Annotated in this window: 13 protein-coding genes; all 13 read left to right on the top strand. The window is 44.7% G+C overall.

Annotated elements, in window-relative coordinates:
* The first annotated feature begins 455 nt into the window (after nt 1–455).
* The 13 genes from AC1D0K_RS24625 (at nt 456) to AC1D0K_RS24565 (ending at nt 23,172) form a co-directional block, all read left to right on the top strand.
* Nucleotides 456–1,841: an SGNH/GDSL hydrolase family protein gene (locus AC1D0K_RS24625; RefSeq protein ID WP_477391439.1), complete on the top strand. Its 1,386-nt coding sequence runs from the start codon at nt 456–458 to the stop codon at nt 1,839–1,841.
* Nucleotides 1,842–1,858: 17 nt separating this feature from the next.
* Complete coding sequence (locus tag AC1D0K_RS24620; protein ID WP_477391440.1) at nt 1,859–2,686, top strand: alpha/beta hydrolase; 828 nt, start codon at nt 1,859–1,861, stop codon at nt 2,684–2,686.
* Nucleotides 2,687–2,997: 311 nt separating this feature from the next.
* Nucleotides 2,998–4,737: a RagB/SusD family nutrient uptake outer membrane protein gene (locus AC1D0K_RS24615; RefSeq protein WP_477391441.1), complete on the top strand. Its 1,740-nt coding sequence runs from the start codon at nt 2,998–3,000 to the stop codon at nt 4,735–4,737.
* 20 nt (nt 4,738–4,757) lie between these two features.
* Complete coding sequence (locus AC1D0K_RS24610; RefSeq protein ID WP_477441483.1) at nt 4,758–5,204, top strand: DUF5004 domain-containing protein; 447 nt, start codon at nt 4,758–4,760, stop codon at nt 5,202–5,204.
* Nucleotides 5,205–5,237: 33 nt separating this feature from the next.
* Nucleotides 5,238–6,242, top strand: a complete 1,005-nt coding sequence (locus tag AC1D0K_RS24605; protein WP_477391443.1) for a DUF4961 domain-containing protein — start codon at nt 5,238–5,240, stop codon at nt 6,240–6,242.
* Nucleotides 6,243–6,344: 102 nt separating this feature from the next.
* Complete coding sequence (locus AC1D0K_RS24600; RefSeq protein ID WP_477391444.1) at nt 6,345–9,443, top strand: SusC/RagA family TonB-linked outer membrane protein; 3,099 nt, start codon at nt 6,345–6,347, stop codon at nt 9,441–9,443.
* Nucleotides 9,444–9,470: 27 nt separating this feature from the next.
* Nucleotides 9,471–11,180, top strand: a complete 1,710-nt coding sequence (locus AC1D0K_RS24595) for a RagB/SusD family nutrient uptake outer membrane protein (protein ID WP_477391445.1) — start codon at nt 9,471–9,473, stop codon at nt 11,178–11,180.
* Between the two features lie 36 nt (nt 11,181–11,216).
* Nucleotides 11,217–14,339 carry a SusC/RagA family TonB-linked outer membrane protein gene (locus AC1D0K_RS24590; RefSeq protein ID WP_477441480.1) on the top strand — a complete coding sequence of 1,041 codons (3,123 nt, stop codon included), beginning with the start codon at nt 11,217–11,219 and terminating at the stop codon, nt 14,337–14,339.
* A gap of 142 nt (nt 14,340–14,481) precedes the next feature.
* On the top strand, nt 14,482–15,639 hold the full coding sequence (locus tag AC1D0K_RS24585) for a prolipoprotein diacylglyceryl transferase (RefSeq protein WP_477391447.1): 1,158 nt from the start codon (nt 14,482–14,484) through the stop codon (nt 15,637–15,639).
* A 40-nt stretch (nt 15,640–15,679) separates the two neighbouring features.
* Nucleotides 15,680–16,900, top strand: a complete 1,221-nt coding sequence (locus AC1D0K_RS24580) for a DUF4185 domain-containing protein (protein ID WP_477391448.1) — start codon at nt 15,680–15,682, stop codon at nt 16,898–16,900.
* Nucleotides 16,901–17,151: 251 nt separating this feature from the next.
* Nucleotides 17,152–17,814 carry an SGNH/GDSL hydrolase family protein gene (locus AC1D0K_RS24575; RefSeq protein WP_477391449.1) on the top strand — a complete coding sequence of 221 codons (663 nt, stop codon included), beginning with the start codon at nt 17,152–17,154 and terminating at the stop codon, nt 17,812–17,814.
* Nucleotides 17,815–17,912: 98 nt separating this feature from the next.
* Complete coding sequence (locus AC1D0K_RS24570) at nt 17,913–20,195, top strand: GH92 family glycosyl hydrolase (RefSeq protein WP_477391450.1); 2,283 nt, start codon at nt 17,913–17,915, stop codon at nt 20,193–20,195.
* A gap of 13 nt (nt 20,196–20,208) precedes the next feature.
* Nucleotides 20,209–23,172: a discoidin domain-containing protein gene (locus AC1D0K_RS24565; protein ID WP_477441478.1), complete on the top strand. Its 2,964-nt coding sequence runs from the start codon at nt 20,209–20,211 to the stop codon at nt 23,170–23,172.
* Nucleotides 23,173–23,189: the final 17 nt, after the last annotated feature.

Raw genomic sequence — 23,189 nt, 5'->3', positions numbered from 1 at the left:
TTTGAAAGGTAAGTGATAATTGATGTTAAAGCTAAATCGATTTATGATAAATGCTTTTTAGTCGTTGCAACTTTCAAAATGCAGGAAGCTCTGAAGGAGAAATGACGTTTTAAAAGGTTTGTCGTCCTGAGGAACGAAGGATCTGTTCGCAGACTGTACAAGGCGAAGAAGCATGGTGTAGAATAGATCCTTCACTATCGTTCAGGATGACAAAAAAGGGGGTTTTAATAAAGGTTGGTCATCCTGAGGAACGAAGGATCTGTTCGCAGACTTTACAGGGCGAAGAAACATAGCGAATAATAGATCCTTCACTACGTTCAGGATGACAAAAAGGTTTTTGTAATCATGTCATTGCGAGGCACGAAGCAATCGCGAACTATACAGGGCGAACTTATACAGTTCGCGATTGCAATAACATAAAGAATAAATAAGATAATATATAAGTTGACCATACAATGAAGAAAACGTTTTTACTAATAATCACTCTCGGCCTTTCTATCTGGGCCAACGCCCAAAAAATCGCCCCTTTCAAGGCAGGGGACAGGGTAGCTTTTGTAGGTAACAGTATTACCGATGGCGGGCATTATCATTCCTACATCTGGCTGTATTATATGACCCATTTCCCCAACGCGCGTATTACCTGTTTTAACGCTGGGATCGGGGGCGATGCTATCAACCAGATCTATGACCGGTTTGACGATGACGTGTTTACCAAAAAGCCTAATATTTTAACCCTTACCTGGGGAATGAATGATAGCGGCTATTTTGAATGGTACCGTGCCGACGGGCAGGATTTTATGGATAAAAGAATCCAGGGCAGCTATAAATATTATGGCATGCTGGAAGATAAACTGAAGCAACGGCCGGATATTAAAAAGATTTTTATCCTGGGTTCGCCATATGATGAAACTTCAAAATTTACCACCAAAAACATCTACCCCAAAAAAAGTATAGCTTTCTCAAAGATCATCGATTTTCAGCAGGAGGCCGCGAAAAAGAATGGTTTTGGCTATGTTGATTTTTATCATCCGATGACTGCCATTAACCTGCGCGAGCAGGCCAAAGATTCAACTTTTAGCTTAACGCCTAATGATAGGGTACACCCCGATAATGATGGTCACCTGGTGATGGCTGACCTGTTTTTAAAAGCTCAGGGTTTAGATAATCAGGTTGTTGCCGAAGCTGGTGTAAACGCCCAAAGCAAAAAAGTATTAAAGGCGGTAAACTGCCGCATCACTAATGTAACGGCCGATGCCGATTCGGTAAGTTTTAATTACCTGGCCAATTCACTGCCTTACCCTTTAGATACCATTCCGCGTGCATGGGGCAACCGCAAAAAGCAGGCTGATGCTTTAAAGGTTATTCCCTTCACCAAAGAGTTTAACCAGGAAACATTAACAGTTAAAGGTTTAAAGGCCGGTGATTATAAAGTGCTGATTGATGGCGAACAGATAGGCCATTGGTCGGCACAGCAACTGGCCGATGGGATGAATATGGCCGAAATTACCACAACGCCACAATACCAGCAAGCTATCCAGATAAGGGAATTAAACGAGGAGCGCTGGGATATTGAGCGCCGCACAAGGATGTACGTTTGGATGCAGTATGATTTTTTAAAGGGTAAAGGCCTGCTGCATAACGATAGCAACGCAGCTATGGATACCGTAAAAAAATATGCGCTGAAGGATATTTTTGTAAATGGCAACAAGGACAATTACTCCCGCGCCCGCTACAAAAGCCTGCGCGATGCCTGGCAAAAAGAAATGGATGTATTAACCGATGAAATCTATGCCATCAACAAGCCGCGGAATCACCGCATCACTATTGTCGTTTTAAAATAATATACCTGGATACCAATATGGATACCTACAAAAAAACAATTTTAATACTCATCATCAGTTTTTTAACCTTTTTAAAGGTTAGCGCGGCCACGGTAGATACTGTTCTTACACACAGCGCCGCCATGGCGCGCGATATTAAAGCGGTAGTTGTAAAACCCTCCGATTATTCTGTATCAAAGAAATTCCCTGTATTATACCTGCTGCATGGTTTTAGCGGTAACTATAGCGATTGGATTTTGAAAGTGCCAGCCATTACTAAACTGGCTGATGAGTACCAAATGGTTATTGTTTGTCCCGATGGTAATTTTGCCGGCTGGTATTATGATAGCCCAATGAGCAAAGACTGGCAATATGAAACTTATGTAGGAACAGAACTGGTGAATTGGGTCGATAAGCATTACGCTACCATTGCCAATAGGAGTGGCCGTGCCATCACCGGTTTAAGCATGGGCGGGCATGGGGCCATGTATATCGCCTTTAAGCACCAGGACACCTTTGGCGCGGCCGGCAGTATGAGCGGCGCCTTGGATATCAGGCCGTTCCCGGATGCTTTTGGCATTGAGCAGGTTTTAGGAAAATACAGTCAATATCCCGAAAGATGGGAGAAGAACAGTGTAATCAATATGATATACCTGTTAAAGCCAAATTCGCTGGCTATTACTTTTGATTGTGGCTATGATGATTTTTTGTACCAGGTGAACCTTGCTTTTCATCAGGAACTTTTAATGCGCAAGATTCCGCATGATTTTACAGTGAGGCCGGGCGCACATACCTGGGAATATTGGGGCAATTCCATCGTTTACCAGGCCTTGTTTTTTAGCCGTTACTTTAACAAAATAAAATAGGGGATAGTGTTGCGAAGTGTTCTTTACCGGGCTTGTAATATTAAGCCCGGTTTTTAAACTTTTTTTTAACTTTTATTGCCATTTAGTGCGAAGAAAATAATTAAAAAAAAAGTACTGGAAAAGTTTGCTAAATCGTTTTTATAATTTAAATTAGCACTCAGATTAAATATCTGTTATAAACCATTTAATACAAACATACTTTTTTTAGGGCGATCTGCGTAAGGTTGTCAATTGTTGCTAAATCGATTTTCAATTTTATTGAATTGAAGTTTGTAGTGTGAAAATATGCTATTGTAAATAAACCCTATAATATGAAAAAAATTTACTTTAAGGTTCTTTCTTATTCGATGTTCGGGCTGGCGCTTTTTGGTATGGCATCCTGTAAAAAGGATGGTTTCCTGGGGCAAACTTCTACATCAAACTTAACCAAACCTACAGTTTTTGCCGATAGCGCCAATACGGTGGCTTTCCTGTCCAATATTTACAGCAATGTAGGCTTTAGTGCCGACCCAGGTCGCTTTTTATATGCAGGGTTTACTACAAATGGAGGGATCGACGCTGCATCAGATGAAGCCGAGGTGTACACATCGGCAGGATCCACCGCGCTGGCTTTTGAATCGGGCACTGTTAATCCGGCTGTAATTACTGATGACGCCTATAAAAAAAGCTATGTGAACATCAGGGCTATCAACCAATTGATGGCCAACCTGCCCAAAGCTCCCATAAATGCTTTTACTAAAACCCAGATGCGTGCCGAAGCCCATTTTTTAAGGGCCTGGTATTATGCCATTTTGTTAAAGCATTACGGTGGTGTGCACATTGTAAAAGACAGTATTTACAATTATACAGATGCGATTCCTGCTAAGCGTAATACTTATGCCGAAACCGTAAATTATATCCTGGCCGATTGCGATACTGCAGCGCTTGACCTGCCCCTGGTACAAAGCGGTTTAAATTATGGCCGTGCATCAAAGGGAGCTTGCCTGGCCCTAAAATCACGGGTGTTGTTGTATGCGGCAAGTCCGTTGTTTAACGGGCAGTCTATAGGAGTTGGCAGCACCAAAGAATTGGTAGGCTATCCAGCCTATGATAAAGAACGCTGGCGATTGGCCGAAGAAGCCGCGGTGGCAGTTATAGGTACGGGTGCTTATAAGCTCTATACTGATAATTCAAGCGCCGGTATAGGTTTTCAAACACTTTTTACGCTGCCTGTAAATGGCGAATACATATTTCAACGTATGAGGCCTGATAACCGTGATTTTGAAGAGTTGTGGCAACCGCCAAGCCGTACAGGTAAAAATGGCGCCTTACCATTACAGGGCCTTGTTGATGCCTTCCCGATGATTACCGGCAAGGCTATCACCGATCCAACATCGGGGTATGACCCGCAAAATCCCTACGCCAACCGCGATCCCCGTTTGGATTATACGGTGATCCGCGACCAAACACCTATTCAAAACCGGCTGTCATCGGGTAAATCGCCGATAGATATTTTTATCGGTACCTACCAGGGCAGGTCAACTGGTCCCGATGCCGTAAACGTAGGCACGCGTACAGGCTACTACACCAACAAAATGCTGGACCCAAATGCGGTATCCCAGGATTTTACGCACAATACCAAAAGATGCTGGCCGCTGATGCGCTATGCCGAAATCCTGCTTAACTACGCCGAAGCGGCCAATGAATATGAAGGCCCTACCACGCAGGTTTACCAGGCTGTTGAGGCCATTCGCCAAAGGGCGGGTTTGGCCCCGTACCAGTTGCCAATTGGTTTAGGCCAGGCAGAGATGCGTAAAGTTATCCAAAACGAACGCCGTATTGAGCTTGCGTTTGAAGAGCACCGTTTTTGGGATGTACGCCGCTGGAAAATTGCCGACCAGACCGAGAATATTCAAACTTACGGTATGGAGGTTGACCGCAACAATACTTCAGTAACTTATAAAACCTTCCCGGTGCGCAAGCGCAACTTCCGTACGGCAATGTACCTGTGGCCATTCCCACAAACGGAAGTCGCCAAATCGCCAGAGATGTTACAGAACCCTGGGTATTGATCATCATAAGATAAAAGCAAATGAAAAAGAATAACATATTTCAACAATGCGGCTTTTTGGTGATAGCTATAGCTGCTATCCTGATGACGTCATGCAAAGCCGAAAAGTCATTTCCTGTTAAGGAATCAGTTAAAGATATAACTGGCAGCTGGCAGGTTATCAGGGCTACCCGCAACGGTACGGATCTTACCGGCATCATTGATTTTACCAAATTCAGGGTAAACTTTAAGGAAGGCGCTTACACCATTGAAAATCCATTGCCATTCCTGGTAAATGCCGATGGCAAATTTGCATTGGATGATCCTGAATATCCCTTTAAAATAACGTTTACGGCTACAGGGGCAGCCGCACCGGTATCAACCCCTTTCACTTACCCGGTAGTAAATGGCAAACGGCAGCTAAGTATTACGTTTAGCCCTGGTTGCCCCAATAACAGCTATGTATACGTGCTTCAAAAAGTTAACTAACCACCAACCACAAAAAATAAACTGAGAGATTTTATGAGATCATATTTACATATAAAAGGTAAAGGTTTGTGGAAGTTTTGCGCTTTTATAACCCTGGCCATCATATTAGCCTGCTGCGGCGAGATCATTACAGGTGTAGATCAGCCTGCAACAGCCACAGCAGGTGCCGTTGTGCCTATTACCGTACACATCAGCATCCCTACTGTAGGTGATGGCGGACCGGATAACCTGATATTTGGCTTTTTGGTGCCTAAAGGCTGGAAAGCGGCTCAAAATACATTAATAACTTATACCAGCCCAACCCTGGGCGACGGAAACATGACCCTGATCCCAGATGGAACGGTAGCTAAAAATGGCGGCGGATTAACATGGCCGGCCTACATGAAAAAAACATTCCAGATAGGGGGGAACCTTATTGATGATATGGAATGGGTAGCTTATCAGTCAGATAAAGGTTTCAAACACGGGGGAGGAAATACCATTAGCGGCGATCTGCATATTAAAATAAAAGTGGGTGCAGATGGAAACAATACCCTGGTAAAATTGGGATACGTAATTACCGATAGTGGTAACGGCTTTACCAGCGATGGTAACGGTACTTACTACAGTTCGATGATTACGCCTTGTTTTGAAGTTACCGGTGGCACCGGCGACCTGATAGATTTTTGTAACCCGCAGTTAACCACCATTAACCCGCCAAAATCGTTAGATAATGACATTGTTACCCTAACGTTTGACGGTACCGTAGTTAATACCCCGCTTGGCAATGCTACCGAAACTTACCTATGTGCTACCGCCTATACCAGCGATGGCAAAACCGTTAGCGTGTGCGAGCAAACTGATAAAACCAAAATGGTGCAAACCGGCCCGAATAGCAAAAAATACCAGATAACGATATGGCCTAAAAGCTTCTTTAATGTTAGCGGCACACAAACCATAACCAAAATGGAGTATTTCATAACCAACAAAGCTGGAACCACCAAGGTGGGCTACGGTAATACGCTGGCGCCTTTTGTGTACACCTTTAAGTGTTCGTAACCAATTATAATACAATATGATACTGACTTGTCCTGCAAAAGGAATAACACGTATCTGCTAAAACGATATTTCAATTATTGCCAACAATTTAAATCTTATACTATGGCTTATTGCTACTTAAAGAAATGCTTTACAGGTTTCGTCATATTGATGCTTATGCTGGTAAAAACCGGGTACGCAGCTATGCAGGACACCACAGGCAGGGGTAGTACCCATCCTGACTGGGTAAGCGGCATCGTGCTTGACGAATATGCCAACCCATTAAAAGGGGTTAAGGTAACCATAAAAGGGAAAACCGATGCCGTAGTTACCGGTGCCGACGGAAAGTTTGAGATCAACGCGGCTATCAGCGATAAACTGGTGCTTGCTGTTGCCGGCTATTATACGCGCCAGGTTACCGTACACGATAAAATTAGTATAACAGTACGGCTACTTGATGCCTATATAAAAACGCCCGAAAAGATAAACGTGCTGTATGGAACCAAAAAAGCATCGGCTAATTTGGGGGCTATATCTTCTATTTATACCAACCAGCTTACCTCTACACCTGCATCGTTGTATACCTACGCTTTGCCGGGCCAGCTGCCTGGCTTGTACACGCAGCAGTACAGTGGTTTTTCAAGTCCGCAAACAAGTACGCAAACCGTGGCCGATTTTGTTGGCAACGTGGTGCAGCACAACAACTATTCGGCAAATGATAATACCGAGATCGGTTTATCATTGCGCGGACAAACGCCCATTACGATCATTGACGGTGTACAACGCGAAATTTCATCTATTGATCCTGAAAGCATCGAATCGGTATCGGTATTGAAAGATGCCTTATCAAACATTCTGCTGGGTATTAACAGCTCACGTGGTGTATTATTAATAACCACCAAACGTGGCCAGGCAGGCGCGCCCCGCATCTCGTTCACCGCCGAATCAGGGTCTCAGCATCCTTTATCATTGCCCACACCTTTGCCTGCTTATCAGTACGCTTATCTGTATAACGAGGCACTGCAAAACGATGGCAAACCAACTGTTTATACCGCCAGCGATTTCAATGCCTACCGCAATCATACCGACCCGGCGCGTCATCCTGATGTGAACTGGTTTAACACCTTACTGCGCGATCATTCACCATTAAAGAGCTACAAATTAAATGTAAATGGTGGTACCGGCGTGGCGCAATACAGCGTATCCTTAAGTTATCTGGATCAGCAGGGGATGTTTAAAACAGCGCCTAATGCTACATACAATACCAATAATGATTTAAACCGCTACATCATCAATTCGGACCTGAGCGTAAATGTAACTAAGAAGTTTACAGTTGATCTGCAGTTGTTTGGTCGCATTCAACAGGCCACACAACCAGGAACCGGTTACAATGGGATCCTCAATACGCTATATAATACGCCAAATAACGCCTACCCGGTTTATAACCCTAACGGATCATTCGGGGGCACAACTTTATTTACCAATAACCTGTTATCGCAGTTACAATATTCGGGCTACCAGCGCACCAACAGCAATGATGTAATGGCCAACCTTGATCTCAACTACGATTTGAGCGGTATTACTCAAGGCCTATCGGTAAAACTAAAAGGCAACCTTGCTTTTGAATCGCAGGGTTTGGTAAACAGGGGGCTGCAAAACAACGCTTACATTTTTAACAGGGATAGCAGTTACTCGGCAGTGGGTAACCCTATAGCGCAATCAAATGGATTTGCCACGGTATCAAGCGCCCGCTACTCATTTGCACAGGCTGCTTTAAATTACGACAGGCAGTTTGGTAAAAGCAATGTAAGTGGTATGTTATTGTATGATACCCGGTCGTCAGTGTTAAACTATGATCTGTCAGGGGTTACTACCAACCGTGCGGTTAAGTTTGGCTATAACTATGATAGTAAGTATCTTTTTGAAGCATCGGTAAACAGCAGCGGTTACAACAGGTATCCGCCGGGTAACCAGTATGGTTTATTTTACGCGGTTGGTTTAGGCTGGCAAATGGGGCAGGAGCGTTTTATTAAAGACAACGTAAGCTGGATAAGCTCATGGAAATGGCGCGCCACCTATGGTAAAACCGGTAATGCCAATGTGGATAATTTTGGCTACTACAACTTTTTGCAAACCTACAGCGCATCAAACGGCTACCCGTATACATTGGGTACCAGCCGCAGCGTGATCCAAAGTTATAACGAAAATACACTGGCTAATCCCTACATCCGCTGGGAAAACGCAAAAAAGCTGGATATAGGTACCGATATCTCGTTGTTTAAAGATCACTTTAAAATTACCGCCGACTATTTTCACGACAGGTATTATGATCTGTTACAGATTCGGGGCAACAGCATCGCGCTGCTGGGTACCGGTTACTCGGCAGAGAATATTGGTGTAAAACTTTATAAAGGCACCGAGCTTACCTTAACCTACCAGGATCACGTAGGTAATTTAAACTATTTTATCAGCGGCAACGCTACCCGCCAAACATCCAAAAATGTGTTTAGCGATGAGGAAGCAACACCTTACCCATGGTTAAGGCGCACGGGCCTATCAAACGATGTAATCTTCGGTTATACAGCTTTAGGCTTTTTTAAAAACGCCCAGGATGCAGCCACAGGTGCTACAACCGTGGGTTACACTCCACAGGCCGGAGATGTTAAATACAAAGACCTCAACGGCGACAATATTATTAACCAGTTTGATCAATCGCCTATAGCCAATACCAAAGCTTTGATTTTTTACGGCTTATCATTTGGCGTAAACTATAAAGGGTTTAGCCTGAGTGTGCTAATGCAGGGTGTGGCTAATCACCAGATCATTTATAACAATAACCTTATAAATGGTTTTGCTGGTGTTGGTCCGTTTGGTAACAATTATTCGGGCCAGGGGTATGATGCTTTAACAGGCAGATGGACACCCGAGACTGCTGATGTAGCTACCCTGCCACGCTTATCATCGGTGGGTAATGCCAATAATGGCCTGCTATCAACATTGTATATCCGCTCTGCCAATTATATGAGGCTAAAAAATGCCGAGGTAGGTTATAGCCTGCCGCTGGAGTGGGCGCGCAAGCTTAGACTGTCGGGCATCAGGGTATTTGCCAATGGCGAAAACCTGCTTACTTTTTACGGCTACAAAGGAGTTGATCCAGAGGTTTATGGCCTTGCATATCCTATTCAACGGGTGTTTAATGCAGGTATAAACATCAAGCTTTAATTTTTGGCCAACATTAAAAACATGATCATGAAGAAAATTAAAAATATAAGCATAGCAGTCCTTACCCTTTTTGTAATACTATCGGGCTGTAAAAAATATGAGCAATTTCCGGTTGATAAGGTGGGTATTCAATATGTGTTTGATCCTAAGGATTCTTTGGGTACCAATGCTAAAGAATTTCTATACGGTATTTATCCTATACTCAAAAGCGGTCATAACCGGGTAGGCGGCGATTATCTTGACGCTGCGTCTGACGATGCCATGTCGTCGGCCTCGGGTCCTACAAACCAGGTTACCATACTATCCACCGCAGCCTATAATTCCTATACCATGCCAGCCGATGAGAACCTTTGGGCATATTATTATACAGGTATCCGCAAGGCCAACATTTTTGTAAATAACATTGATCTGGTGCCGGTAATGGCAAAATACAAAGGCTACTCGCAAAAGTACGTATGGAAAAGCGAAGCCCGTTTTTTAAGGGCCATGTTTTACTTTGAGCTGGTGAAACGTTACGGAGGTGTGCCATTGTTAGGCAACAAAGTATTTACTATAAGCGATAACGTAGCCCTGCCGCGCAACTCATTTGATGATTGTATAAAATACATAGTAAGCGAGTGTGATGCCATTAAAGATACGTTACTCACTACACCATTTGATAACCCCAATGCCGATGCGCACCGGGTAACCAAAGGCGCGGCGTTAGCCTTAAAGGCAAAGGCCTTGTTATATGCCGCCAGTCCGCTGTTTAATGGCGGCAACATTGATGCGGCCAACCCGCTAACCGGCTATGCAGATAACAGTACAGCAAGATGGGCAGCAGCTGCAGCGGCCGAAAAAGATGTAATGAACCTGGGCGGTTACGCGTTGCTGACTAATTATAAAGATATTTTTCTGACACAGAATAATGCTGAAATGATACTGATCAGGCAAACCGGGTCTGATAATATTGTCGAATCGACTAATGCGCCTATAGGATTTCCCGGGGCAGCATCAAAAGGTCAAACCAGCCCCAGCCAGCAATTGGTTGATGCTTATCCTATGAACAACGGCTTGCCCATAACCGATCCATCATCAGGTTATGATAGTAATAATCCATACGTTAACCGCGATCCGCGCCTTACTTATACCGTGTTTTATAATGGCGCACGCTGGCTCAACAGCGATCTGCAGCTTTATGAAGGTGGCCAGAGTAAACCAAACACCAGCCTGCAGCAAACCAAAACGGGCTACTACATGCGCAAGTTTATGGGCAACGAGGAGAATACCAATAGCTTCCAGAGCCATAATGCCGATTGGTTGATCATCCGCTTTGCTGATGTGATATTGGGCTATGCCGAGGCTGAGAATGAAGTTAACGGTGCTACCGGCGATGTTTACGACGCCATGATCAGGATTCGCAAACGGGCTGGCTTAACTGCCGGGGGAAATGGCCTGTATGGGTTAAAAGCCGGCATGAGCAAGGACGAAATGCGCGATGCTATCCATAACGAACGCAGGCTGGAATTTGCTTTTGAAGAAAGCCGTTACTGGGATCTGCGCAGGTGGAAAACATCGGGCACCCTAATGAACCAGCCGCTTAAAGGTATGTCGATCAATAAAATCGGGTCGAGCTTGACTTATAATATCGTCACTGCTCAGGCCAATAAGTTTACCGTGCCGCAAATGTACCTGTATCCCATCCCGTACGATGAAGTGTTAAAGAACCCGAATATGAAACAAAATCCCGGATGGTAGTCCTTCAATTAATTTAACCAAATCAATTAAGCAGTTATGAGAAAATTCATACTTTTCTTTCAAATAATAGTACTCATGCTTCCGGTGGTTGCATTTGCGCAAAATAAAACCGTAACCGGGACCGTGCGCGATGTTTCCGGTGTTTTGCCCGGGGCATCCGTGGTTGAAAAAGGATTACCATCAAATGGTACAATTACCACAGCTAACGGTAAATTCAGCCTCACACTAAAAGGGCAGTCTAACGCCATCGTTGTTAAATTTATAGGCTACGTGCCGCAGGAGTATGCCTTTAAAAATGGCAGCACGGCCGATGTTATTCTGCAAACCAACAGCAATGGCCTGGATGAAGTTGCTGTGGTTGGCTATGGGAAACGCTCACGGCCTACCAATACCGGTGCTGTAAGTTCTATATCAGCGGCAGATATCCGCACCGTTCCAACGGCTAATGTGCAAAATGCATTAACCGGTAAATTACCGGGCTTTTTCTCGCAGCAGTCATCTGGCCAGCCGGGTAAGGATGCATCAGATTTTTATATCCGTGGTGTTAGTTCATTAAATCCGGCTGGTAACCAACCGTTAATAATTGTTGACGATATACAATATAGCTATGACCAGTTGCAACAGATCAACGTAAACGAAATTGAAAGTATTTCGATATTGAAGGATGCATCAACCACGGCCATTTACGGGATTAAAGGTGCCAACGGCGTATTGGTTGTAACCACCCGCAGGGGTAAAAGCGGTGCGCCAAAGGTTAACTTAAGGGTTGAGACAGGTGTACAGGCCCCCACCAAAACGCCAACTTTCCTTGATTCTTATAACTCGGCGGTATTGATCAACGAGGCGCAGGCCAATGATGGTATCCCCCAAAGCTTTTCGCAGCAGGATCTGGATCATTTTAAAAATGGCGACGATCCTTATGGGCATCCCAACGTTGATTGGTATAATAAAATATTCAAAAAAAATACCTACCAGTTAAATACCAATATGGATATTTCTGGTGGTAGTAACGCGGTTAAGTATTTCATCTCAGGTGGCATCCTGAAACAAAACGGCCTTGTTCGTGACTTTGCCGATCCGCAAAGTTTGGTAAACACCAATTACTATTTTAACCGCTACAACTTCCGCTCCAACCTTGATCTGAAAGCTAATAAAACCCTGGATCTGCGTTTGGATGTAACCACCCGTTTCTCGGACCTGAACCAGCCATATAACCAGAATGCAGTAGGCGAGGTATATAACTTTACCAAGCAAACGCCTTTTACCGCGCCATATTTAAATCCTAACGGCTCGTACTCATATGCCTACTCGTCTTTTAACCCCGAGCATTTACCAACGCTGAATGCCAGGCTGGCCACAGGTGGTTACCAGCATTCGCGCCGTACCGATTTTAACTTTTTGTTTGGCGCCACTCAAAAGCTGGATGCGCTTACCGAAGGCCTGTCTTTAACCGGCAGGGTAGCCTATTCCAGCATTGAGCAGTTTACCAAGCAAACATTTAATGGCGGCGGTTTCCCATCTTATCATTTCGACCCAACAACTAACCAGTATACGTTAAAGCCGGGGGCAAGTTATGTGTACCAAACCTATGTATTAACAGGTAATACAGATATCAACTCCAATAATTACGATGCGCAGCTATATGCCAATTACGATCATTTGTTTGGCAACGCGCACCACGTAACCAGCTTACTGTTGTTTAACCAAACATCACAAACTTACAACGCGCAACCTTTCCTGGATGGTTCATTAGTGGCCGTACCGCAAAAATTCCAGGGAGTATCCGGCAAAATTGGATATGATTATAAGCAGAAATATTTGTTGGAATTTAACATCGCCTACAATGGTACCGACAGGTTTGCCGCCAATCACCGCTTTGGTTATTTCCCTGCATTAAGTGTTGGTTATAACCTGGTAAAGGAGAAATTCTTTGCTGACAAATTCCCGGTTTTCAGCCTGTTTAAATTGCGGGCCAGCTACGGCCTGGTAGGTTCTGATGCCGCACCGGGTAATCGCTACGTGTACAACCAGGTATATAAGCAAGGCGGCGGATATTATTTTGGCGAAACACCGCAAGGCTATGGCAGTGTATATGAAGATGCCCTAAGCAACGCTAACGTAGTTTGGGAACGTGCCAAAAAAACGGACGTAGGTTTGGACCTCAACTTATTTAACGATAAGATCTCGGCCACCATCGATTATTTTCATGATATCCGTTATGATCAGCTGATCGTTCCCGGAAGTGTGCCCGAGATTATCGGCGTCGACCTGCCTGCCGTAAACATCGGGAGAACCCGTAACCAGGGCTTCGACGGACAGATCAGTTATCATAGCAACGCCGGCAAAATACAGTACAATGTGGGCTTTGTATTCTCGTATGCTAAAAACAAAATACTCTTCATGGATGAGGCCGCGCCGGCTTATAAAACCCTGGCCAGAACAGGACTGCCTATTGGTCAGCAATTTGGTTATCACTCCCTTGGATATTATAGCGTAAAAGACATCGCTGATATTAAAGCATTCCAGGCCGCGCATGGCGGATCGAACGCAGGCGATCCTATTGCAATACCAGATAATGGTTTACCATTGCAACCTGGTGATTTGAAGTACCAGGACCTTACCGGCGATGGTATCATTAACGTGTTCGATCAAACACATATCGGTAACCCCAACCTGCCAAATACTTCGCTTGGCTTATCACTCCAGGTTGTTTATAAAGGGTTTAGTGTTAGCGCTTTATTTGCGGGGTCATTTAATTACAGCTTTGCGGTATTGGGTACAGGTATTGAACCTTTCCAAAGCCAGTTTCAACCCATTCACGAGGAACGCTGGACACCAACAAACATAACGAATGCCAATTTTCCGAGGTTGAGCACCAACCCTACGTCAGTAAATAGTCCAACGGCTTATTTTTCAGATTACTGGCTGATCAACGCGCATTACATCCGCCTTAAAACAGTTGATATAGGTTACCAACTGCCAACCAAACTGCTACCTTTTAAAATTAACAACGCCCGTATTTACATGAGCGCCTACAACCTGTTTACCTGGACAAATTTCAAAAAGTACCAACAGGATCCGGAGGTGGCTACCAATACAGCAGGCGATGCTTATATTAACCAACGGGTAATTAATATTGGTATACAGGCCGGGTTTTAAATAAGCCCAATATATTACTAAAGTCATGCCGATTATTTGTTTCGGCATGACTTTGAACCTAAAATCACCATGTAGTTTTCCCTCAGGAATTTCGCCGAATTTTACTATTCTGTATGATTTCATTTATCATTAAATTAGTGCGATGTTTCCAACTATAGGCCACCTTATTTACTACCTTTTCAGGATTAATTTTACATTCCCGGTTCAAACGCTGGGTTTATTTATGGCCTTGTCTTTTTTGTTCTCGTACATGGTATTCAGCTCGGAGTTTAAGCGGTACGAGGCCTTAGGTAAGATCACCGCATTTACCCGCGAAGTAATGTTGGGGCAAAAAGCTTCCTTCGCCGAAATCAGCATCAATTCCTTCCTTGGTTTTTTATTAGGCTTCAAAGCTTTTGGGGCAATGTTCAATTACACTATCTTCAGTGACAATCCGCAGTCGTACCTTTTATCACTAAAGGGTAACCTGGTTATGGGTATTCTTACAGCCGCCATATTTGGTTTTTGGGTTTATGCTGATAAAAAGGAAAACGAACTGGAGGAGCCCCGGTTGGTAACGGAAACAGTACACCCTTACCAGCTGATGGGAATGCTCCTGTTTTCGGTAGGCTTTTTTGGCTTTATAGGGGCAAAGCTTTTTGATACCGTGGAACATTGGGATAATTTCAGGTATGATCCGGTGGGAACCTTATTCAACGTTCGCGGTTTTTCTTATTATGGAGGTCTTATATTTGGCGCTCTAACTTATCTCTATATCGGTCATAAAAAGGGAATGAAACTGGTACACCTGGCCGATATCGGTTCGCCCGGGATGATGCTGGCTTATGGCATTGGTCGTATAGGTTGTCAGCTTGCTGGCGATGGCGACTGGGGAATAGTTAACAACCATGCAAAGCCGGGGTTTTTGCCTCAATGGATGTGGTCGTTCACTTACCCGCATAATGCCATTAACGCCGGGATTCCATTGCCCGATTGCACGGGTAATTACTGTAATCAACTGGTGCAGGGCGTATACCCTACACCGTTTTATGAAGCCACTATTTGTTTGTTGTTTTTTATGCTGATGTGGGTTTTTAGGAATAAAATCATTATCCCTGGTTTTATGTTTTTTTTGTACCTCATCCTTAACGGCGGCGAACGCTTTTTAATTGAGCTGATCCGTATCAATCCAAAATATCATATCCTGGGTATAGTGTCAACCCAGGCTGGTTTTATCGGTTTACTGATGGTGCTGGGTGGATTAACCGGCTTTGGATTTTTAATCATAAACCATAAAAATAACTTGCAAAGGCAGCCATAGTCGGCTTAAATTTGGGTGCCCAATTATTTGAATTATTCCTATGAGAAAGTTTGCAATCATCAGCCTTGTATTTTGTTTTATTGTAAACGCGCAAACCAAAGCACAAACCAGTGCTAAAACTGTAAATCTTACCGACCTTAACTTTACGGTAGAAGAAGCTCCCGAGTGGAGCGCCCTGTTAAAACGCGAGACCGGCTGGTTTGGAGGCGACGGTATTTACACTATCCCATTAAACGGTATCGAAAACAGGCAGGCCAAAGCCAACGACAAGGTGTTATTTATTTTTAGCGATAGCATGATCGGTAAAATAGAAAATGGCACCATGGCGCCTGGTTATAAAATGATCCATAACTCCGTTGCCGTGCTTAAGGGCAATCAACCTGCAAATCTCAAAATGAAATTTACCTGGGATACTGATAAAGCCAAAGCAGCCGAATCGGTATTTATACCGCGCACTACCCAAACTCATACCAGCGATTACTATTGGCTGGGCGATGGCTTTGTAAATCAGGAACTAAATAATGCCATCTACATTTTTGGCTACAGGGTGCGCAATGTGGGCACAGGCGCATTTGGGTTTAAAGAAGTAGGCAATACACTCATCAGGATTCCCGCCGGCGCACAGCCACCTTACCATGGTTTAAAACAGATGGATACGCCCTTTTACCTCACCGATAAAAACGGCGATATAGGTTCATTTGGCGCTGGTATCTATGTAAATACAACAAAGGCGGGCGCGCCAAAACCCGATGGGTATATTTACGTTTATGGCGTACGCGGCATGGCCAAAAAACTGATGATAGCCCGCGTGTTACCCAAAGATTTTGAACAGTTTGACCGATGGACTTTTTACGATGGTACCAATTGGGTAAAGGATATGAACAAGGTAGCCGATGTTACGGATAATGTATCCAACGAGTTAAGCCTTACCGCCCTGCCAGATGGCAGGTACGCCCTCATTTTCCAGGTAGGGGGGATGAGTACCGACGTAGGGATGCGCATAGGAGTAACACCTTATGGTCCGTTTGGTCCGGTAATAAAGATATGGGATTGCAAACCCGACCTGGAGGAAAAAACCTTTGTGGTTTACAACGCTAAAGCCCATCCAAGCTTGTCTGCTCCTGGCGAACTGCTGATCAGCTATAATATTAACTCTGTAGATTTCATTCCCGATTTGATGAAACATCCTAATTTATACCGGCCGAGGTTTATCAGGATGAAAATAGGGAAAGAGAGTCAGGAATCAAGAGTCAAGAATTAAGACTTTCATCCGCGTTGTTACTGCAATGTAGAGACGCATAATTGCGTCTCCCGCGTGCAAATCGTACATGCAAATCGACCTTGCAAATTCTGAATGTCCTGCGGGAGACGCAATTATGCGTCTCTACGAAATTATGGGAGATTGGCTGATAGCTCCCGCAACAATGCTTTTTCAGAATTTTAAATCTTGATACTTGCTATTTGACAACAAAACATATATCTTAGCTAAATCAATTTAGCTAACCAATTCAAATGAAAAGATTCTTACTGTTTGCCGGCATCATCATGCTGTGCAGTTTCCAAACTAAAAAACCTGTTAAGGTGGTGTTTTTTGGTGATTCCATTACCGAGTACGGTGTGCAGCCAACCGGTTTTATCACCCTGATCCAGCAGCGCCTTAAAGCCGAACAAAAGGATAAGGATTACGAGGTTGCCGGTGCAGGCATTGGCGGTAATAAAATATACGATCTGTATTTGCGCTATGAAGATGATGTGTTGACAAAAAATCCGGATGTGGTGGTGATCTGGGTAGGGGTAAACGATGTATGGCACAAACGCATGTTTGGTACCGGTACCGATTGGGATAAGTTTGGCCGCTTTTACACCGCATTGATCAAAAAAATGCAGGCTAAAAATATCAAGGTAATTATCTGTACACCGGCCAGCGTAGGTGAGAAAACGGACTACAGCAATGAATTGGATGGCGACCTGAATAAGTACTCCAACATCATCCGCGATCTGGCTAAACAAAACAATTGCGACCTGGTAGATTTCCGGACCTTATGCCACGAATATAATGTTAAAAATAACCCAACCAATAAAAGCGAAGGCATATTAACCAAAGATGGCGTTCACCTGAACGACGAGGGTAATAAATTTGTGGCCGATCTGTTTTACAAAACCTTATTTAAATAAAAATAAGGTTTTGTCATTTTGCTAAATCGATTTATTATTTATATTTGTACACCAGGTGCTGATATCCTTTATTGGCACAAACCAAATTATATCGCCCAATGAAAACACGCTTACTTACTTGCCTTGCCACGCTTTTATGGATAAACTGCCTTTTTGCGCAGGATGACAACCTGGTTAAATATGTTAACACGCGGCAGGGTACTAATACCAAGTATGAGTTTAGCTATGGCAATACTTATCCTGCCACGGCATTGCCTTTTGGCATGAACACCTGGACAGCCCAAACCGGCAAAAATGGCGATGGCTGGAAGTATCAGTATTTTGAGCATACCATCCGCGGCTTTCAGCAATCGCACCAGTGCAGTTCATGGGTAAATGATTATGCGGTGTTTTCTTTTATGCCGGTTACCGGTAAATTGGTGGTTAATGAAGATGCCCGTGCCGCTGCCTTTAAGCATGAGAACGAAACCGCCCAGCCCAGTTATTACAAAGTAAAACTGGATAATAATATCACCACCGAGATGACCCCTACCGAACGCGGGGCTCATTTACGCTTCACTTTCCCCAAGGGGCAGGGCTCTTACCTGGTATTGGACGGCTACACCAAAATGAGTGTGGTGAAGATCATTCCGCAGGAGCGCAAGATCATTGGCTGGGTGAACAATTGCCGATGGGCGCCGCAAGGGTTTAAGAACTATTTTGTGATCACCTTTGATAAACCTTTTGCCGATTATGGCACCTGGGAAAATAAAAAAAACAAGCTATCGCCCAAAAGCCTAAACGGCGAAGGCGAAGGTATTGGCGCTTACCTTAAATTTAAAGATGGCGAAACGGTGCAGGCCAAAGTAGCATCAAGCTATATAAGCCCGGAACAGGCCGAACTAACCTTGCAAACAGAACTGGGCAAATACCGCGGCTTTGATGATACCCGCAAAGCTGCCGACCAGGTTTGGAACACGTTGTTGGGCCGCATGAAAATTGAAGGCGCTACCGAAGATGAAAAGGCCACTTTTTACAGCTGTATGTACCATGCCAACCTGTTCTCGCACCAATTTTTTGAGTACGGTAAAGATGGCAAGCCTTATTACTATAGTCCGTATGATGGTAAAGTGCACGATGGGTTTATGTATACCGATAATGGCTTTTGGGATACTTTCCGCGCGCAATTTCCGCTTAATACCATTATTCACCCTAAAATGCAGGGGCAATATGTGCAAGCACTCCTGGATGCGCAGCAGCAATGCGGCTGGCTCCCGGCCTGGTCATTCCCTGCCGAAACGGGCGGGATGCTGGGTAATCACTCCATATCATTATTAACCGATGCATGGGTTAAGGGTATTCATACCTTCGACCCTAAACAGGCTTTGGCGGCATATTACCACGAAGCCACCAATAAAGGTCCTTGGGGCAGCGCCAATGGCAGGCCCGGCTGGAAAGAGTATTTTGCCGATGGCTACGTGCCCTATACGCCTCAAACTTTAGGCGCAACCGCCTGGACTTTGGAGTTTGCCTATGATGATTTTTGCGGATATCAGCTGGCTAAACAAACAGGTAATACCTACTACGAAAATGTTTTTGGCCGGCAGATGTATAATTACAAAAACCTGTACGACCCAAAAACGCGCTTTATGCGTGCCAAAGATGCCAAAGGCAATTGGATTGAACCTTTTGACCCGATGGATTGGGGCGGCCCCTACACTGAGGGCAACGCCTGGCACTGGACCTGGTCGGTTTTCCAGGATGTGCAGGGCTTGATTAACCTGATGGGTGGCGACAAAAATTTTACAGATAAAATTGATTCGGTTTTTACCGAACCGGGTACTATTAAAGTTGGGGGCTATGGACAGGTAATTCATGAGATGACCGAAATGGCGGCCTTTAAAATGGGCCAGTACGCGCAGGGTAACGAGCCTATTCATCACCTATTGTATATGTATAACTATGCCGGCCAGCCCTGGAAAGCACAGCAACACCTGCGTGAGGTAATGGACAAAATGTACAACGCTGGCGAAAATGGCTATCCCGGCGATGAGGACGAAGGGCAGATGTCGTCATGGTATGTGCTGAGTGCGGCAGGCATTTACAGCGTTTGCCCCGGCACAGATGAGTATGTGATAGGCAGCCCGGCATTCAAAAAAATGACCATTACGCTGGAGGATGGTAAAAAGTTTGTGATAGAGGCCAATAACAACAGTAAGCAAAACGTGTATATCCAGTCGGCAACGCTTAACGGGAAGCCTTATACCCACAACTTTATTAAGCACAGCGATATCACGGCCGGCGGCATCCTGCACTTTGAAATGGGCGATAAACCCAACATGAGCCGAGGTCTGGCAGCCGAAGACAAACCTTTTTCGCTCTCCAAAAACACATCAAACTAAACATCAGCCTACAATGCCTTTAAATTTCCCCAAAGTTTTAAAAAAATCCCTTTTAATAATCTGCGTTGCTGCCTTCACCGGCGCATCGGCGCAGAATCTGGGTTACCTCAATAGCTCAAACCCGCAAACCAACTGGAAAGTGAAAGCCCAGGCCGAAGTTGGTGCCGATAGCGCCAATATTTACAAACCCGGCTACAATGTAGCCAGCTGGGTTAAGGGGGTAGTGCCCGGTACGGTGTTTAATGCCTACGTGGTGGCCGGCCTGGAAAAAGATCCCAACTTTGGCGATAATATTTACAAGGTTGATAAGGCCAAATACGACCGTAACTTTTGGTATCGTACGGAGTTCAGCATCCCTGCCGGTTATACCAAAGAAAAGATCTGGCTTAACTTTAAGGGCATCAACCGCAAGGCCGAGATCTACCTTAATGGTAAACAAATTGGGACTATGGATGGCTTTATGCAGCGAGGTAATTTTGATGTTACGGGTATAGTCAGCAAAAGTAGCTTAAACGTTTTAGCAGTATTGGTATATTGCCCTGCTAACCCTTTGGTTAACTACTCCAGTCCCACTTATATTCCAAGTGCCAGCTGGGATTGGATGCCATATGTACCGGGATTAAACTCGGGCATAACCGATAATGTTTACCTCAGTAATACAGGCGGTATCACTATCCAGGATCCCTGGATCAGAACGGATTTGCCGACCAATGCCCGGGCCGACGTATCTATCGCGTTAGGGGTAAAAAACAGTACTTCAAAATTTCAAACGGGTACATTGAGCGGTACTATTCAACCCGGAAACATAGCATTTACCCAAAAAGTATTTGTAGGCGCCAACAGTACCGCCGAAGTGAAGCTGGATAAAAAGCGTTTTGAACAACTGGCCATTAACAGCCCCAAACTATGGTGGCCAAACGGTTATGGTGAACCTAACTTATACACCTGCAAGCTCAGCCTTAAACTGGGCGATGAGATATCCGACAGCCAGACCATCAAATTCGGAATCAAAAAATACAGTTACGATACAGTGGGCAATGTATTGCATGTATTGGTGAATGGTACCCGCGTGTTTTTAAAAGGTGGTAACTGGGGTATGGCCGAGTATATGCTGCGCTGCCGTGGCAACGAATACGATACCAAACTGAAGCTACACCGGGAAATGAACTTTAACATCGTGCGCAACTGGATAGGATCAACTACTGATGATGAATTTTACGATGCCTGCGATAAATACGGCATGATGATATGGGATGATTTTTGGTTAAACTCTATCCCTAACCTGCCCAACGATGTGAACAATTTTAATGCTAACGCGATAGAAAAGATCAAGCGCTTCCGTAACCATCCGTCGATAGCCATTTGGTGCGGCGATAACGAAGGGACACCCATGCCACCGCTTAACGGCTGGCTGGCCGAAGATATCAGCAACTATGACGGGGGCGACAGGCGTTATCAACCCAATTCGCACGCGGGTAGTTTAACTGGCAGCGGGCCCTGGACAAATTTCGACCCGCGCTGGTATTTCAGCAGGTTCCCTAATGGTTTCGGCGGTTCGCCGGGCTGGGGTTTGCGCAGCGAGATTGGCACGGCGGTATTTACCAATTACGATAGCTTTAAAAAGTTTATTCCTAAGGATAAGCTATGGCCGCGAAACGAGATGTGGAACCTGCATTTCTTTGGTCCATCGGCAGGAAATGCGGGGCCCGATAGGTATGATGAGGGGATTAACAAACGCTATGGTACAGCAACCGGCATCCAGGATTATTGCCGCAAGGCGCAGCTGCTCAATATAGAAACCAATAAGGCGATGTACGAGGGTTGGGAAGACAATATGTGGGAAGATGCATCGGGTATCATGACCTGGATGAGCCAGTCGGCCTACCCATCGCTGGTATGGCAAACCTATGATTACTATTACGACCTGACTGGTGCCTACTGGGGTGCAAAAAAAGCCTGCGAACCACTGCACATTCAATGGAACCCGGTAAATAATTCGGTTAAGGTAATTAACACTACCGGCAGCAACGTTAGCGATTTAACGGCCGATGTAGAAGTATACAACAGCGATGGCAGGCCGGTAAGCGATTATCATCAAACCAAACAGGTAGATGCCATTGCCAACACAGCAGTAAATTGCTTTACCATCAAATTTACCGAAGAACATACCAACCTGGCTTTAAACAAGGCTACCGTTGCCTCATCATCAGAAAACATGGAGGCTGCTTTGGCAACCGACGGCAACAGTGGCAGCCGCTGGGCCAGCAGGCAAAACGATAATGAATGGATCTATGTAGACCTGGGCAGCGAACAGGTAGTAAATGGTGTGAAATTGAATTGGGAAGAAGCTTACGGCAAAGCCTTTAAAATCCAGGTATCCAACGATGCCAAACAATGGCGTGATGTATATGATACGGAAGATGGCCACAGCGGCATACAGCAGTTTACTTTTGATGAAACCAGGGCCCGCTATGTAAAAATGCAGGGTGTACACCGTGGCTCTGGTTGGGGCTACTCGCTTTGGGATTTTGAAGTGTATGGCGGCGAACCAAAAAGTAACGGTTTAAGCGATGTGCATTTCATCAAACTAAAATTAACAGATAAAGCAGGCAAACTGGTATCCGATAACTTTTATTGGCGCGGCAACAAACGCACCGATTTTACAGCGCTGAACAAGCTGCCCAAAGTGAATTTGAAAGTAAACTCAAAGGTGACCAGGGCAGATGGTAAATATTATATCAATGCCACCATCACCAACCCGGCATCATCTCCCGCTGTAGCCTTTGCCATAAGGGCACAGGCGGTGAGGAAAAGCAACGGCGAGCAAATACTGCCTGCTTTAATGAATGATAATTATTTCAGTTTGATGAGGGGCGAAAGCAGGAACATCAAAATAGAGTTTGATGCCGATGCATTGGGTAATGATAGTCCGATGCTATTGGTTCAGCCCTACAACGATCCTATAAAAGCAGAGTAAAGTTAAATAGCCAAAGC

It is taken from the genome of Mucilaginibacter sp. P1_A3, from assembly GCF_056406855.1.
The sequence above is the reverse complement of the archived record's forward strand: the minus strand, read 5'-3'. Positions and strand labels throughout refer to the sequence as shown.

Excerpts from the sequence above, each read along its gene's own strand:
- AC1D0K_RS24625 (WP_477391439.1), top strand. The coding sequence starts at position 456 with ATGAAGAAAACGTTTTTACTAATAATCACTCTCGGCCTTTCTATCTGG.
- AC1D0K_RS24620 (WP_477391440.1), top strand. The coding sequence starts at position 1,859 with ATGGATACCTACAAAAAAACAATTTTAATACTCATCATCAGTTTTTTA.
- AC1D0K_RS24615 (WP_477391441.1), top strand. The coding sequence starts at position 2,998 with ATGAAAAAAATTTACTTTAAGGTTCTTTCTTATTCGATGTTCGGGCTG.
- AC1D0K_RS24610 (WP_477441483.1), top strand. The coding sequence starts at position 4,758 with ATGAAAAAGAATAACATATTTCAACAATGCGGCTTTTTGGTGATAGCT.
- AC1D0K_RS24605 (WP_477391443.1), top strand. The coding sequence starts at position 5,238 with ATGAGATCATATTTACATATAAAAGGTAAAGGTTTGTGGAAGTTTTGC.
- AC1D0K_RS24600 (WP_477391444.1), top strand. The coding sequence starts at position 6,345 with ATGGCTTATTGCTACTTAAAGAAATGCTTTACAGGTTTCGTCATATTG.
- AC1D0K_RS24595 (WP_477391445.1), top strand. The coding sequence starts at position 9,471 with ATGAAGAAAATTAAAAATATAAGCATAGCAGTCCTTACCCTTTTTGTA.
- AC1D0K_RS24590 (WP_477441480.1), top strand. The coding sequence starts at position 11,217 with ATGAGAAAATTCATACTTTTCTTTCAAATAATAGTACTCATGCTTCCG.
- AC1D0K_RS24585 (WP_477391447.1), top strand. The coding sequence starts at position 14,482 with ATGTTTCCAACTATAGGCCACCTTATTTACTACCTTTTCAGGATTAAT.
- AC1D0K_RS24580 (WP_477391448.1), top strand. The coding sequence starts at position 15,680 with ATGAGAAAGTTTGCAATCATCAGCCTTGTATTTTGTTTTATTGTAAAC.
- AC1D0K_RS24575 (WP_477391449.1), top strand. The coding sequence starts at position 17,152 with ATGAAAAGATTCTTACTGTTTGCCGGCATCATCATGCTGTGCAGTTTC.
- AC1D0K_RS24570 (WP_477391450.1), top strand. The coding sequence starts at position 17,913 with ATGAAAACACGCTTACTTACTTGCCTTGCCACGCTTTTATGGATAAAC.
- AC1D0K_RS24565 (WP_477441478.1), top strand. The coding sequence starts at position 20,209 with ATGCCTTTAAATTTCCCCAAAGTTTTAAAAAAATCCCTTTTAATAATC.